Origin of the sequence: Stutzerimonas stutzeri, from assembly GCF_009789555.1 — a bacterium.
GTDB classification, from domain to species: domain Bacteria; phylum Pseudomonadota; class Gammaproteobacteria; order Pseudomonadales; family Pseudomonadaceae; genus Stutzerimonas; species Stutzerimonas stutzeri_R.
Genome location: NZ_CP046902.1, coordinates 2,281,513 through 2,295,299, shown reverse-complemented (window position 1 = coordinate 2,295,299; position 13,787 = coordinate 2,281,513). Strand labels below are relative to the sequence as shown.

Annotated in this window: 16 protein-coding genes; 1 reads left to right on the top strand and 15 read right to left on the bottom strand. The window is 62.7% G+C overall.

The features are described 5' to 3' along the window. Positions 1-2: 2 nt before the first annotated feature. From GQA94_RS10680 to flhA, 5 genes are all read right to left on the bottom strand, one after another. Complete coding sequence (locus GQA94_RS10680) at positions 3-377, bottom strand: chemotaxis response regulator CheY (RefSeq protein WP_172830728.1); 375 nt, start codon at positions 375-377, stop codon at positions 3-5. A 116-nt stretch (positions 378-493) separates the two neighbouring features. Further along, positions 494-1,240 (bottom strand): RNA polymerase sigma factor FliA, encoded by a 747-nt coding sequence (gene fliA, locus GQA94_RS10675; RefSeq protein ID WP_158188000.1) that lies wholly within the window; start codon positions 1,238-1,240, stop codon positions 494-496. Next, entirely contained in the window at positions 1,237-2,064 is an 828-nt protein-coding gene (fleN, locus tag GQA94_RS10670; protein ID WP_158187999.1) for a flagellar synthesis regulator FleN, read from the bottom strand. The genes fliA and fleN overlap by 4 nt, the downstream gene beginning before the upstream one ends. 88 nt (positions 2,065-2,152) lie before the next feature. Then, a complete protein-coding gene (flhF, locus tag GQA94_RS10665; RefSeq protein WP_158187998.1) occupies positions 2,153-3,433 on the bottom strand; it encodes a flagellar biosynthesis protein FlhF in 1,281 nt (426 codons plus the stop codon). A gap of 16 nt (positions 3,434-3,449) precedes the next feature. Continuing rightward, entirely contained in the window at positions 3,450-5,570 is a 2,121-nt protein-coding gene (gene flhA / locus GQA94_RS10660; RefSeq protein WP_158187997.1) for a flagellar biosynthesis protein FlhA, read from the bottom strand. Between the two features lie 240 nt (positions 5,571-5,810). On the opposite strand from flhA, the gene sodC reads away from it, so the two are divergent. Next, positions 5,811-6,332: a superoxide dismutase family protein gene (gene sodC / locus GQA94_RS10655; protein WP_158187996.1), complete on the top strand. Its 522-nt coding sequence runs from the start codon at positions 5,811-5,813 to the stop codon at positions 6,330-6,332. An 86-nt stretch (positions 6,333-6,418) separates the two neighbouring features. Here sodC and flhB read toward each other — a convergent pair whose 3' ends face one another. The 10 genes from flhB to GQA94_RS10605 form a co-directional block, all read right to left on the bottom strand. Continuing rightward, positions 6,419-7,555, bottom strand: coding sequence for a flagellar biosynthesis protein FlhB (gene flhB, locus GQA94_RS10650; RefSeq protein ID WP_158187995.1), 1,137 nt, complete (start codon positions 7,553-7,555; stop codon positions 6,419-6,421). Between the two features lie 36 nt (positions 7,556-7,591). Next, a complete protein-coding gene (gene fliR / locus GQA94_RS10645; RefSeq protein WP_158187994.1) occupies positions 7,592-8,371 on the bottom strand; it encodes a flagellar biosynthetic protein FliR in 780 nt (259 codons plus the stop codon). 36 nt (positions 8,372-8,407) lie between these two features. After that, the gene (gene fliQ / locus GQA94_RS10640) at positions 8,408-8,677 is read right to left on the bottom strand and encodes a flagellar biosynthesis protein FliQ (RefSeq protein ID WP_158187993.1); all 270 of its coding nucleotides are present in this window, start codon (positions 8,675-8,677) and stop codon (positions 8,408-8,410) included. 10 nt (positions 8,678-8,687) lie between these two features. Next, positions 8,688-9,464, bottom strand: a complete 777-nt coding sequence (gene fliP, locus GQA94_RS10635; RefSeq protein ID WP_158187992.1) for a flagellar type III secretion system pore protein FliP — start codon at positions 9,462-9,464, stop codon at positions 8,688-8,690. Then, positions 9,464-9,883 carry a flagellar biosynthetic protein FliO gene (gene fliO / locus GQA94_RS10630; protein ID WP_158187991.1) on the bottom strand — a complete coding sequence of 140 codons (420 nt, stop codon included), beginning with the start codon at positions 9,881-9,883 and terminating at the stop codon, positions 9,464-9,466. Before fliO ends, fliP begins: the two co-directional genes overlap by 1 nt. 1 nt (position 9,884) lies before the next feature. Continuing rightward, positions 9,885-10,355 carry a flagellar motor switch protein FliN gene (fliN, locus tag GQA94_RS10625; protein WP_158187990.1) on the bottom strand — a complete coding sequence of 157 codons (471 nt, stop codon included), beginning with the start codon at positions 10,353-10,355 and terminating at the stop codon, positions 9,885-9,887. Between the two features lie 42 nt (positions 10,356-10,397). Continuing rightward, complete coding sequence (gene fliM, locus GQA94_RS10620) at positions 10,398-11,369, bottom strand: flagellar motor switch protein FliM (protein ID WP_158187989.1); 972 nt, start codon at positions 11,367-11,369, stop codon at positions 10,398-10,400. 12 nt (positions 11,370-11,381) lie between these two features. Next, positions 11,382-11,912 carry a flagellar basal body-associated protein FliL gene (fliL, locus tag GQA94_RS10615; RefSeq protein WP_158187988.1) on the bottom strand — a complete coding sequence of 177 codons (531 nt, stop codon included), beginning with the start codon at positions 11,910-11,912 and terminating at the stop codon, positions 11,382-11,384. 207 nt (positions 11,913-12,119) lie between these two features. Then, positions 12,120-13,346 (bottom strand): flagellar hook-length control protein FliK, encoded by a 1,227-nt coding sequence (locus tag GQA94_RS10610; protein ID WP_158187987.1) that lies wholly within the window; start codon positions 13,344-13,346, stop codon positions 12,120-12,122. A gap of 67 nt (positions 13,347-13,413) precedes the next feature. Then, on the bottom strand, positions 13,414-13,722 hold the full coding sequence (locus GQA94_RS10605) for an Hpt domain-containing protein (RefSeq protein WP_158190082.1): 309 nt from the start codon (positions 13,720-13,722) through the stop codon (positions 13,414-13,416). Positions 13,723-13,787: the final 65 nt, after the last annotated feature.

Here is a 13,787-nt window from a genome sequence, read left to right as displayed (position 1 = left end):
CTTCAGCCGTTGACGCGCTCGAAGATCTTTTCGATCTTCTCTTTGAGCACCTGAGCCGTGAATGGCTTGACCACGTAACCGTTTACGCCCGCCTGCGCGGCCTCGATGATCTGATCGCGCTTCGCTTCGGCGGTGACCATCAATACCGGAAGGTGCTTCAGGCGCTCGTCGGCACGCACCGCGCGCAGCAGATCGATGCCGCTCATGCCGGGCATGTTCCAGTCCGTGACGAGGAAGTCGAAGCTGCCGCTCTTGAGCATCGGCAGCGCCGTGGTGCCGTCATCCGCCTCGGCGGTGTTGGTAAAACCCAGATCGCGCAAGAGGTTCTTGATGATCCGTCTCATGGTCGAAAAATCATCGACGATGAGGATTTTCATATTCTTGTCCAAGTACACCTCCGTAAATCCCGAATCCCAGAACCTGCTCACGGTCTGTTGCGGGCCTCATGAATGAAGCTCGTAAGCGGCCTCTATGCTTTTTTGCGAACGACCCTTCAGCGCGCGCGCCACTCGCCCAGGCGAGCCCGCAGACGGGCCGCGCACTGGCTGTGCAGCTGGCTCACCCGCGATTCGCTGACACCCAGCACCTGGCCGATTTCCTTCAAATTCAACTCTTCGTCGTAATACAGCGAAAGCACCAGCTTTTCACGTTCAGGCAGGTTGCCGATGGCCTCCGCCAGCGCCTGTTGAAAACGCTCGTCTTCCAGATCGCGGGACGGTTCCGGATGGGTGCTGGCAGCATCTTCCTCGAACTCCCCGTGCTCGCCTTCCTGTAACAGGTCGTCGAAGCTGAACAGGCGGCTGCCCAGGGTGTCGCCCAGAATGCCGTAGTACTCATCGAGACTCAATTTAAGTTCGGCCGCAACTTCCTGATCTTTAGCGTCGCGGCCGGTTCTGGCCTCGATTGCGCGAATCGCCTCGCTGACCATGCGCGAATTGCGGTGCACCGAACGCGGCGCCCAGTCGCCCTTGCGAACCTCATCGAGCATGGCGCCACGGATTCGAATCCCGGCATAGGTTTCGAAACTCGCGCCTTTCCCCGCGTCGTATTTCTTGGACGCTTCGAGCAGACCGATCATGCCGGCCTGCATGAGATCATCGACCTGCACGCTCGCGGGCAAACGCGCCAGGAGGTGATAGGCGATGCGTTTGACCAATGGCGCGTATTGATCGATGAGCTGGTACTGCGAGTCTTTTGCCTGAGCTTTGCTGTAATACATACCGAGTCCAGCCGCTGTCATTCGTCAGAGTCTGCGGCAGGCCTGACAAGGCGCTCCACGAAGAACTCCAGGTGACCGCGCGGCGTTGCCGGCAGCGGCCAGGTATCCACTTTCTGCGCGATGGCCTTGAACGCCAGCGAGCACTTGGCCCTCGGGTAGGCCTCATACACGGCGCGCTGCTTCTGTACCGCCTTGCGCACCGCTTCGTCGTAGGGAATCGCCCCGACGTATTGCAGCGCCACATCCAGAAAGCGCTCGGTGACCTTGGTCAGCTTGGCGAACAGGTTGCGGCCTTCCTGCGGTGCGTGCGCCATGTTCGCCAGCACACGAAAACGGCTGATGCCATAATCGCGATTGAGCAGTTTGATCAATGCGTAGGCATCGGTGATCGAGGTGGGCTCATCGGTCACCACCAGCAACACTTCCTGCGCCGCACGAACGAAGCTCACCACGCCGTCGCCGATACCCGCCGCCGTGTCGATGATCAGCACATCGATATCGTTACCGATATCGCTGAATGCCTGTATCAACCCCGAATGCTGCAGGGTAGACAACTGGACCATGCTCTGGGTGCCGGACGCCGCGGGCACGACACGGATGCCGCCCGGGCCTTGAATCATGACGTCGCGCAGATCGCACTCTCCGGCGATGACGTCGGCCAGCGTGCGCTTGGTGGTCAGACCCAGCAACACGTCGACGTTGGCCAGTCCAAGGTCGGCATCGAGCAACACCACCCGGCGACCGAGTTCGGCCAGCGCCAGGGACAGATTGACCGACACGTTGGTCTTGCCGACGCCACCCTTGCCGCCGGTCACTGCAATAACCTGTACGGGATGAATACCCATTTTCACACGCCTATCTCTTGCTGGAGCCCGAGGGCCATCGATGCGTTCAGCCCGAACGCGTCTTGTGTTGTATCACGGAGCGACGCGTTCATCCGACCTTCCGTGAAGAACCGTTGTACAGACCGGAGAACATGTCGGCCATGGTTTCCTCGCTGGGATTTTCCTCCGATTGCAGGCTGACCGCACGGCTGACCAGCTGGTGACTGCGCGGCAGATGCAGATCATCGGGGATACGAGCGCCATCGGCGAGATAGGCGATGGGCAGGTGCTGGCTGATGGCAAGCCCGAGCACATCGCCCAGGCTCCCCGCTTCATCCAGTTTAGTCAGAATGCAGCCCGCCAGCCCGCAGCGACGGTAGTTGTGCCAGGTCGCCTTGAGGACCTGGCTCTGGCTTGTGGCTGGCAGCACCAGATAGTTCTTCGATTTGACGCCGCGGTCAGCCAGCGCTTCGAGCTGGGCACGCATCATCGGATCACCGGTCGGCAAGCCTGCCGTATCGACGAGGATCAGGCGCTTGCGGGCCAGTGGCGCCAGGGTCTTGCTCAATGGCTGGCTGGGGTCGATCTGAATGACCGGCACGTCGAGAATGCGCCCCAGCGTCTTCAGTTGCTCCTGCGCGCCGATGCGATAGTTGTCCATGCTCGCCAGGGCGATGCTCTGGGCGCCGTGCTTGAGCACGTAGCGGGCCGCCAGCTTGGCCAGTGTGGTGGTCTTGCCGGCGCCAGCCGGGCCGACCAGCGCAATGATGCCGCCCTCTTCCAGCGGCTCGACCTTGCTGACCTTGATCGATTGCGCCAGGTGGGCCAGCAACATGCGCCAGGCCTGGCGAGGCTCGGATACCGTCGACACCTTTTCCAGCAATGCGCGTGACAGTTCAGCCGGCAAGCCGATGCGCTGCAGGCGGCGCCAGAGGCCGGCCTGTTGCGGCCGGCGGCTTTGCTCATGGCCCCAGGCAATGGAGCCCAGCTGCACTTCGATCAGCTCACGCAGCCCCTGCAATTCCGACTGCATCGCCTGGATCGTTCTCGAATCCACCGCGGCAGGTGCGGCGGCAGGCTCTGGAACAACGGCCGCCGACGCCTTCTCGTCAAGCAGTTGACGATCCTTGCCCGCCTGCACACGCGACGGTGCCTGTAGCTCGGCATGGGCACTGGCGATACGCGCCTGAGTCTTGCGCAGCTCGGCTTCGAGGGCCGGGTTCGGCTGCTTGGGGGTCACAGTCTCCATCGGATAATCAAGCACAGCGGTCAGCTCGACGCCACCGGCAACCCGACGGTTCCCGGTGATCACGGCGTCAGCGCCCAGCTCGTCACGAATCATCTTCATGGCGATACGCATGTCGGCTGCGAAGAAACGTTTGACCTGCATGGCCTATAACCCTCGGTTAATTCTGACCCACCGTGGAAACGATGGTGACCTGCTTGTTATCCGGAATTTCCTGATAGGCGAGCACATGAATGTTCGGTACGGCCAGCCGGGCGAATCGCGACAACATCGCGCGGACCGGACCTGCCACCAGCAGAATCGCCGGCTTGCCCAACATTTCTTGACGCTGTGCCGCCTCTACCAGGGAACGTTGCAACTTTTCGGCCATGCCCGGCTCCAGAAGAATGCCATCTTCGGACCCTTGACCCGCCTTCTGAAGACTGTTGAGCAATATCTGTTCCAACCTGGGTTCAAGCGTGATCACAGGCAGCTGCGGCTCTAGTCCCACAACGTTTTGCACGATTGCGCGAGAGAGCGCGACCCGCACTGCCGCCACCATCGCGGCGGGATCTTGACTCTTGGCCGCGACGTTGGCGATCGCCTCGGCGATGGTGCGGATGTCGCGCACGGGCACCTGCTCCTGCAGCAGTGCCTGCAAGACCTTGAGCAGCGTGGAGAGGGAAATCATGCCCGGCACCAACTCCTCGGCGAGCTTCGGTGAACTCTTGGCCAGCAGTTGCAACAGTTGTTGAACCTCCTCATGGCCCAGCAGCTCATGGGCATGCTTGTGCAGCACCTGATTGAGGTGCGTCGCCACCACCGTACTGGCGTCCACCACCGTGTAGCCGAGCGACTGCGCCTGGTCGCGCTGGCTGGCCTCGATCCACACCGCTTCCAGGCCGAACGCCGGGTCCTTGGCGGCGATGCCGTTGAGCGGTCCGAACACCTGGCCCGGATTGATTGCCAGCTCCCGATCCGGGTAGACCTCCGCCTCGGCCAGGCTCACGCCCATCAGCGTCAATCGGTAGGCATTGGGCAGCAGGTCGAGGTTGTCGCGGATATGCACTGACGGCATGAGGAAGCCGAGGTCCTGGGAGAGCTTTTTCCGCACGCCCTTGATTCGCGCCAGCAGTTGCCCTCCCTGGTTGCGATCGACCAACGGAATCAGCCGGTAGCCGACTTCCAGACCGACCATGTCCACCGGGGTCACGTCATCCCAGCCCAGCTCCTTGGTTTCCGCCGCGCGCTGCGCCGGGAGCATTTCCTGCTGTTTCTGGACGTCCTGCTCGGCTTCTTGCCTGGCCTGTTTCTGGCGATGCCAGATCCAGTACGCACCGCCTGCGGCGACCGCGCCGAGCCCCAGGAACGACAGGTGCGGCATGCCCGGCACCAGACCCATGGCGATCATGATGCCGGCAGCCACCGCCAGCGCCTTGGGCGAGGCGAACATTTGCCGGTTGACTTGCTGGCCCATGTCTTCGGAGCTGGTGACGCGGGTCACCATGATCGCGGCAGCGGTCGACAGCAGCAGCGAGGGGATCTGGGCAACGAGGCCGTCACCGATGGTCAGCAGCGCATAGACCTGGCCCGCCTCGCTGAAGCTCATGCCATGCTGGGCCATCCCGATGCCGATGCCGCCGATGAGGTTGATGAACAGGATCAACAGGCCGGCAATGGCGTCGCCCCGGACAAACTTGCTGGCACCGTCCATCGAGCCATAGAAGTCTGCCTCCGATGCTACTTCCACCCGACGCAGCTTGGCTTCGGACTGATCGATCAGCCCCGCGTTGAGGTCGGCGTCGATCGCCATCTGCTTGCCGGGCATGGCATCGAGGGTGAAGCGCGCACTGACTTCCGAGATCCGCCCGGCACCCTTGGTGACCACGACGAAGTTGATGATCATCAAGATCGCGAACACCACGATACCGACGACGTAGTTGCCACCAATCACCACATTGCCGAACGCCTCGATCACATGGCCCGCAGCGGCACCGCCGTCGTGACCGTTGATCAGGACCACCCGTGTGGAAGCGACGTTCAGCGCCAGACGCATCAGGGTCGCGACCAGCAGGATCGTTGGGAATACGGCGAAATCCAGCGGCCGCAACGCGTAGACGCTGACCAGCAGCACGACGATCGACAGGGCGATGTTGAAGGTGAACAGCAAGTCCAGCAGGAACGGCGGCACCGACAACATCATCATGCCCATCATCACCAGCAGCAGCAGCGGCACGCCGAGGTTGCCGCGTCCCGCGCCGGTCAGGCCATTGCGAACATTGATGAGTTGCGTGCGATCCACGTAGACCCCGTCAGAACAGAACAAAGAATTGACGCAAAACGCGCCCTGCCGGGGCTATAGCAAGAAGGGGTCCAACTTCGTCGAGCGTGCGTATCCGCTATGCCAGACGCTTGCGGAGCAGGTCGGTCCGAACCGACCGGGCAGCGGACAGTCTCACGGGAAGCGTCGTCGCGGCGGCTCGATCGCACGACGACTCCCCGGGCGGCTACGGCCGTCGTACACAGCACAGGAGTTTTTGCCATGAAACAGTGGATCATCGTGGCCCTCGCCAGTTGCACGGCCGTGAGCCTGCAAGCCGAAACCCTCAGCGTGCCGATCAACGCGGTCACGGCTCAAGGGGTCGGCGAGTCCATCGGCACCGTCAAGATCGAAAGCAGCGAGTACGGGCTGGTATTCCGCCCGGACCTCTCGGGCCTCGATTCCGGCGCGCATGGGTTCCATATTCACGCCAAGGGCAGCTGCGATCCGGCCGAGAAGGACGGCGAAACCCTCGCCGCGGGCGCCGCCGGCGGTCACTGGGACCCGCAGAACACCGGCAAGCACGGCGAGCCCTGGGGCGACGGCCACATGGGCGACCTACCGGCACTGATGGTCGACGGTGAAGGCCAGGCCAATCAGCCGGTGCTGGCCCCGCGCCTGAAAAGCCTCGGCGACATCAAGGGCCTGGCAGTGATGGTTCACAAGGGTGGCGACAACCACTCCGACCATCCACAGCCGCTCGGCGGTGGTGGCGCCCGGGTCGCCTGCGGCGTGATCGAGTAACGGCAAGCCAAGCCGGGCGGGCGTCGGATGTCGTCCTGCGCCTTGCGCGGTGTGTTCCGGCCACGCCGGCGCAGGCCCTTCGCAGGCTATTCGTCCCGGCGCAGGTCCGGCGGGATCGGCAGGCTGCCCAGCGGGTCGGGCCGCGTCCCCTTGCCGGATCGGTACTGGCGCAACTGATAGACATACGCCAGCACCTGCGCCACGGCGAGGTAAAGCCCCGCCGGGATTTCCTGATCGAGTTCGGTGGAGTAGAAGACGGCTCGCGCCAGCGCCGGTGATTCGAGCACCGTCACCTGATGCTCCTGGGCAATCTCGCGAATCTTCAGGGCAACGAAGTCGCCGCCCTTGGCCACCAGCATCGGCGCCCCACCGCGGGTTCCATCGTATTTCAACGCCACGGCGAAGTGGGTCGGGTTGGTGATGACCACATCGGCATCCGGCACCGCCTGCATCATCCGGCGCTGGGCGGCGTCACGCTGCAACTGACGAATCCGCGACTTGACTTCGGGCTTGCCTTCGCTGTCCTTGTACTCGTCGCGCACTTCCTGCTTGGTCATCATCAGCTTCTGCTTGTTGTCCCAAAGCTGGAATGGCACGTCGACCGCGGCGATCAGGATCAGTCCGCAGGCCATCCACAGCGCGCACCAGCCCACTATCTCGGCGCTGTGCATGATGGCGAGATCCAGTGGCTGCTTGGCGATGGACAGCAGGTCGTCCTGATAGGCGCCAAGGACTGCCAGTGCGACCAGCAGCACCACCAGGAACTTGCCCAGGGCCTTGAGCAGCTCCACCAGGGCTTTGGTCGAGAACATTCGCTTGAGGCCGGGACCGGGGTTCATGCGGCTGAACTTGGGCGCCATCGCCTTGGCCGAAAACAGCCAGCCGCCCAGCGAAATCGGCCCGAGGATGGAGACGATCAGCAACACGATCAGCAGCGGCATAATGGCTTCGAGCGCGATCATGCCGCTGCTCATCAGCAGGCCCACCATGGCGCTCTCGTCCAGCAGCGTTTCGCGACTGAGTTCGAAGCTGTCCTGCATCATCGCCATCAGGCTGCCGGCCAGGCCGGCGCCTGAGGCCAGCAAGCCACCGATGCCGCCCAGCGTGACCGCCACCGTGTTCAGTTCGCGGGAGCGGGCCAGTTGTCCTTTCTCTCGGGATTCACGGAGACGTTTCTCCGTGGGTTCCTCGCTTTTGTCGGCACCGCTTTCGCTCTCAGCCATGCGCAAACTCCGACCGCATCGGGGAAACGGACTGCATCAGCGTAGCCCGATCAGTTCACGCAGCATGCCCAGCGCTTCGCTGACGAAGGTCTGGTACTGCGCGAGGATATCGGCCATGCCGATCCAGACGATCACCAGGCCGAGCACCAGGGTCAGCGGAAAACCGATCGAGAAGATATTCAGCTGGGGTGCCGCGCGCGTCATCAGGCCGAACGCCAGGTTGACCACCAGCAGCGCGGTGATCGCGGGCAGCACCAACAGCAGACCGGCGCCCAGCACCCAGCCGAGCTTGCCGGCCACGTCCCAGAAATGATGGGTGCCCACCATCCAGCCACCGATGGGCAGCGTGGTGAAACTTTCGGTGAGGATTTCCAGCACCACCAGATGACCGTTCATCGCCAGGAACAACAGGATCACCAGCATGTTGAAAAACTGCCCGATCACCGGCACCGAGACCCCGTTGGCCGGATCGACCATCGAGGCGAAGCCCAGCCCCATCTGCATTGCCAGCAACTGCCCGGAGACGATGAACACCTGGAAAAACAGTTGAAGCACGAAACCCAGCATCACGCCGATCAATATCTGCTCGGCGATCAGCACCAGCGCCTGCGCGCTCAGCGCCTCGACCACCGGGACCGGCGGCAATCCGGGTACCAGCACGACCGCGATGGCCAGCGCGAGGTACAAGCGCACACGCATCGGCACCAGCTGGGTGCCGATGATCGGCATGCTCATCAGCAGCGCCGCGATACGAAACAGTGGCAGCAGAAACTGCCCGACCCAGGCGCCAATCTGCGCATCGCTGAGTTCAAGCATCCGCGCGGACCATGCCGAAGACAGGATTCATCACGGCTACCCGATGATCAGCGGAATGTTCTGGATCAGGCCCTCGGTGTACTCCATCAGCTCGCGCACCAGCCAGGGCCCCGCCCAGATCAGCGTCATCAGCATCACCAGCAGGCGCGGCAGAAAACTCAGGGTCTGCTCGTTGATCTGCGTCGCGGCCTGGAACATCGCCACCACCAGGCCGACCAGCAGGCTCGGCACCACCAGCACGCCGACGATCATCGCGGTCATCCACAGGCCTTCTCGAAACAGGTCAACCGCGACTTCGGGTGTCATGCGGGGCTCCCTAAAGCGTGCCGAAACTGCTGGCGAGCGTACCGATGATCAGCCCCCAGCCATCGACCAGAACGAACAACATGATCTTGAACGGCAACGAAATGATCAGTGGCGAGAGCATCATCATGCCCATGGCCATCAGCACGCTGGCGACCACCATGTCGATGATCAGAAACGGAATGAAGATCATGAAGCCGATCTGGAAGGCGGTCTTCAGCTCCGAGGTCACGAAGGCCGGCACCAGAATGGTCAAGGGCGCGGCATCCGGTGTCTGGATATCGGTCCGCCGCGACAGCCGCACGAACAGCTCCAGGTCGCTTTCGCGGGTCTGCGCGAGCATGAAGTTCTTAAGCGGCACCTCGGCCCTCGCGATCGCCTCCGGCGCAGACAACTGCTCGTTCAGATAGGGCTGCACCGCCTCGCTGTTGATGCGCTCGAACACCGGCGCCATGATGAACAGCGTGAGGAAGATCGTCAGGCCGACAAGAATCTGGTTCGACGGCGTCTGTTGCAGGCCCAGCGCCTGACGCAGGATCGAAAAGACGATGATGATCCGGGTGAAACTGGTCATCAGCATGACGAACGCCGGAATGAAACTCAGCGCCGTCATGATCAGCAGAATCTGCAGGCTGACCGAATACTCCTGCTGCCCCTCGGCGTCGGTACTCAGGGTGATTGCCGGTATCGACAGCGGGTTGTCGCCCTGAGTGATCAGCCCCCCGGCATCCTGGCCCACGGCAAACGGCGCGGCCAGTACCAACAGGACCGCCAGCAACAATCGAAGCATCAATGCTTGTCCTTCTGGTCCTTGCCCAGCAGCTCCATCAGGCGCTGTGCAAACTCCGGGTTGGCGGGCTCGGCATCCGGCAGATGAACCGGCTCTTCAAGCACATGCAGTGGCGTGATGCGACCGGCGCTCAGGCCGAGCAACACCTGTTCGCTGCCGACCTGAACCAGCACCAGGCGCTCGCGAGGGCCGAGCGCATGGCTGGAAATCAGCTTGATGGCCTGGTTGCCGCGCACATTGAGCTGTTGCATGCGGCGCAGCAGCCAGGCCAGCAGGAAGATCAGCCCGATGACCAGCAACAGGCCGAACAGCAGTTTGGTCATCTGCGTACCCATGCCGGTGCTGCTCATGCTCGCCGCGGGCTCGGCGGCCAGTGCCGGCAAGGCCAGCCACATCGAAACGAAGGCCAGGATTCGCATGTCAGCGCAACTTCTTGATGCGTTCGCTCGGACTGATCACGTCCGTCAGACGGATGCCGAACTTTTCATTCACGACCACCACCTCGCCGTGGGCGATCAGGGTGCCATTGACCAGCACATCCAGTGGCTCACCCGCCAGCCGATCGAGTTCGACCACCGAACCCTGGTTGAGCTGCAACAGGTTGCGAATGCTGATCTCGGTGCTGCCGACCTCCATGGAGATGGATACCGGGATGTCGAGAATCACATCCAGATTGGGCCCTTCGAGACCGGCCGGTACGGCCGCCGACTTCGGCGTGCTGCCGAATTCTTCCAGCGGCGCGCGTGGCGCTGCGGGCGCCCTCGCCGGCTCCTGATTGAGCAACGCATCGATATCGTCCTGGTTGGCATCGCCCGCCTCGGCCAGCGCCGAAGCCCATTCGTCGGCGAGCGCCTGCTCTTCGGCTGAAGTGTGTTCGTGTTCGTCTGCCATCGCTAATCCTCGACCGGCTGGTAATTGAATGGGGGAGCTGAATCAACGGGGTCGCAGTACGGACTCAAGCACCTGGAGGGCGAGGTTGCCCTTGTGCGCGCCGAGCTTGACCTTGAAAGCCGGCATACCGTTGGCGCGCATGATCATGTCTTCGGGCATCTCTACCGGTATCACGTCTCCCGGCTGCATATTGAGAATGTCGCGCAGCTTGAGCTGGCGGCGCACGACCGTCGCGCTGAGCGGCACGTTCACATCGAGCACGTCCTCGCGCAAGGCGTTGACCCAGCGTTCGTCCTGATCGCTGACATCGGACTGAAAGCCGGCATCGAGCATTTCACGGATCGGCTCGATCATCGAATACGGCATGGTCACGTGGAAATCGCCGCCGCCGCTCTCGAGTTCGATGTGGAAGGTCGAGACCACCACCACTTCACTGGGACTGACGATGTTGGCCAGCGCCGGGTTCACCTCCGAATGTACATATTCGAAGTTGACGTCGAGCACCGCGTGCCAGGCCTCCTTTAGATCGACGAATGCCTGATCCAGCACCATGCGCACGACGCGCAGTTCGGTGGGGGTGAACTCACGCCCCTCGATCTTGGCGTGGCGGCCATCGCCGCCGAAGAAATTGTCTACCAGCTTGAACACCAGCTTGGCATCGAGGATGAACAGCGCAGTCCCCCTCAGCGGCTTGATCTTCACCAGATTCAGGCTGGTCGGCACGTACAACGAATGCACGTATTCGCCGAACTTCATCACCTGCACACCGCCCACCGACACGTCGGCCGAGCGCCGCAGCAGGTTGAACATGCTGATACGGGTATAGCGGGCGAAACGCTCATTGACCATTTCCAGCGTAGGCATGCGTCCACGGACGATACGGTCCTGGCTGGTCAGGTCGTAGCTTTTGATGCTGCCCGGTTCGGAATCGCTTTCAGTATCGACCAGACCGTCGTCGACCCCGTGCAGGAGCGCATCGATCTCGTCTTGCGAGAGCAGGTCTTGAACAGCCATCTACAACGACCCCTATTGCAATACGAAGTTGGTGAACAGCACTTGCTCGATCGCGAGCTTGCCTATTTCTTTCTGCGCCAGCGCCTGAACGCTGGCAGTCGCCTGCTGCCGCAGCATCTCCTGCCCTACCGGCGTGGCCAGGGTGGCGAACGCCTGGCTGGAAAACAGCATGACCAGTTGATTGCGCAACAGCGGCATGTGTTCCTTCAACGCATCGATCGCGGCCTGATCGCGCGACATCAGCGCCACGCTGACCTGCATGTAGCGCTGGCGGCCACCGGTGTTGCTGAAATTGACGATGAAGGCCGGCGCCAGTACTTCATAAATGGCGGCCTGCCGCTGAGGCGTCGCCTGGGTTTGCGCAGCGTCGCCGGTTGACGGCTCGGAATCGCCCCGCGACATGAAGTAGAAGGTACTGGCCACCGACAACCCGACCGCCAGCAGCAAGCCGAGCACAATCAGGATAATCAGCTTGAGCCTGCCCTTTCCCTCGGTAGAAGCAGCAGGGCTCGCTACGTCTGGGGGTCCCTGTTTCTTAGCCATGCCAAATATCCGTCATCACAGGTGATTTCACTCGCATCAAAGCGTTACGAGCAACTGCTGTGCCAAAGTATCGGCCAGTGAACGTGCGGCGTAAACGATTGCCATGGCCCGCTCGCCAACTTGTAGACGAATAGTCCGGTGACGCCGGGCCAGCGACGACAAAAAAACCGGGCACAAGCCCGGTTTCCAGCACCGCCTCCATCGCTGTCAGGCGTAGTAGTCCACCAGGCCGCGGTCGCCAACGACACCGCCCCTGCCGATCTCCAGCGTGCCACGGCTGACGTCTTCGTCGTCCGGCGTGTCTCCGGCCACGCGCCGGGCGTGCGGGTCGCCGCCTTCGCCTTGCCAGCCACGCGACTGGTCGGAGACGTTGACGTCCATGGTCATGCCCTGTTGCGCAAACATCTCGCGCAGACGCTGCATCTGACCTTCCAGCGCATCGCGAACACCGGCATGCGGGCTCATGAACGTCACCTGGGTCTGGTCCTTGTTCATGTCGATACGCACTTCCATGCGGCCGAGTTCCGCCGGATCGAGCTGGATCTCGGCAGACTTCAGGTTCTGGCTCGACAGCCACATCACCCTGTCGACAACCGCTTCGCTCCAGCCAGAGTGCTGCATCTGTACCGGCTGGCCCGGCACCGACACCGGGCGCTGTACCTGCGCCGCCTGGTTTTGCTGAGCGATCGCCTGTGTCAGCGGATTGAGCCGATTGAGCGCCGCGTCGGTCGCGCTGGCGCGGCTTTCCTTGGGCCCGTCCAACTTGTCGAGCAGGTCGCCGAAGGACTCATCCAGCGCAGTCGCATCGGATTCTTCGGTCGGCACCTCGCTGGCAAGAAGGCTCGCCGGCAACCATTCGCCGGTGTCGTCGGGGGCTCCGTCCGGCGCCAGTTCGCTCGGCAGCGGAGTCTTTTGCGCCGTAGGCTGAAGGGTCAGCGAGCGCTGCGCAGCCAGCGCAGGCTCGCCTTCGCTTTCGCCCGTATTTACGGCTTCCGTCAAGGCAAGGCCAGCCAGGCGTTCGCTGCCGGTCAGCGCCTGGACGGGCGCCTGTTCGTCGCTGAGTACGGCCTGCCCGCCCATGCCGAACAGCAGCAGCGGGTCGAGCTCGGCTTCGGCACCCTCGGCGTCGCGGTCAGCCGTGGCGGGTTCGTCGGGCAATGGCTTGCCGGCTTCGGCCGCCGCCGGCGTTTCGGTGCCGCCTTCCTTGGCGGTTTCCTGACTCGGCTTTTCGCCCGCCGGCTTGTCGCGCACGGGCTTGGCTGCCGTGTCCTGGCGTTCGGGCGGCTTGACCTGGCGCTCCCTGGCATAGACGTTGGCGAAGCTGGAAGGCTCGTCCCGACTGGCTTGTGGCGCCGTTTTGGGAGCTGCGGTCGCTGCCTTGGCGGCTGCGGTGGGTGCCTTGATATTGAGCAACAGATCGGGGGAAACGGCCATGGGTCTTTCCGCTCAGGATGATGACGTGCGTTTGCTCAAGCAAACTCCAGGCCAGACCACACGACGCTCAGTCCGAGTCCAGGCAGCGCTGGCGTTCGGCACGTATGAGGACTTGGACGATGGCGAATTCCCGCTCGATGCGCTCGATAGACTCGGCCGCCCCCTCGAGCTGATGCTCCTGCGCGCTGCGCTCAAGCTCGCGGCAAAGTTCGGCGAGCATCACCGCGCCCATGTTGCTGCAGCTGCCTTTGAAGCTGTGGGCCGCCTGCCGCAGTTCTTCCCCGTCGCCGCTCTGACAGGCCTCCTGCAGCAGCCTCAGTCGCTCTTCGGAGTCCGCCAGAAAGGTGTCCAGCAAGACCGGATACTCGGCCTCCATCACATCCTGAAGAATCGCCAGCACACGACTGTCGAGATGATCGAGCACGGATTCGCCCCCGCGAG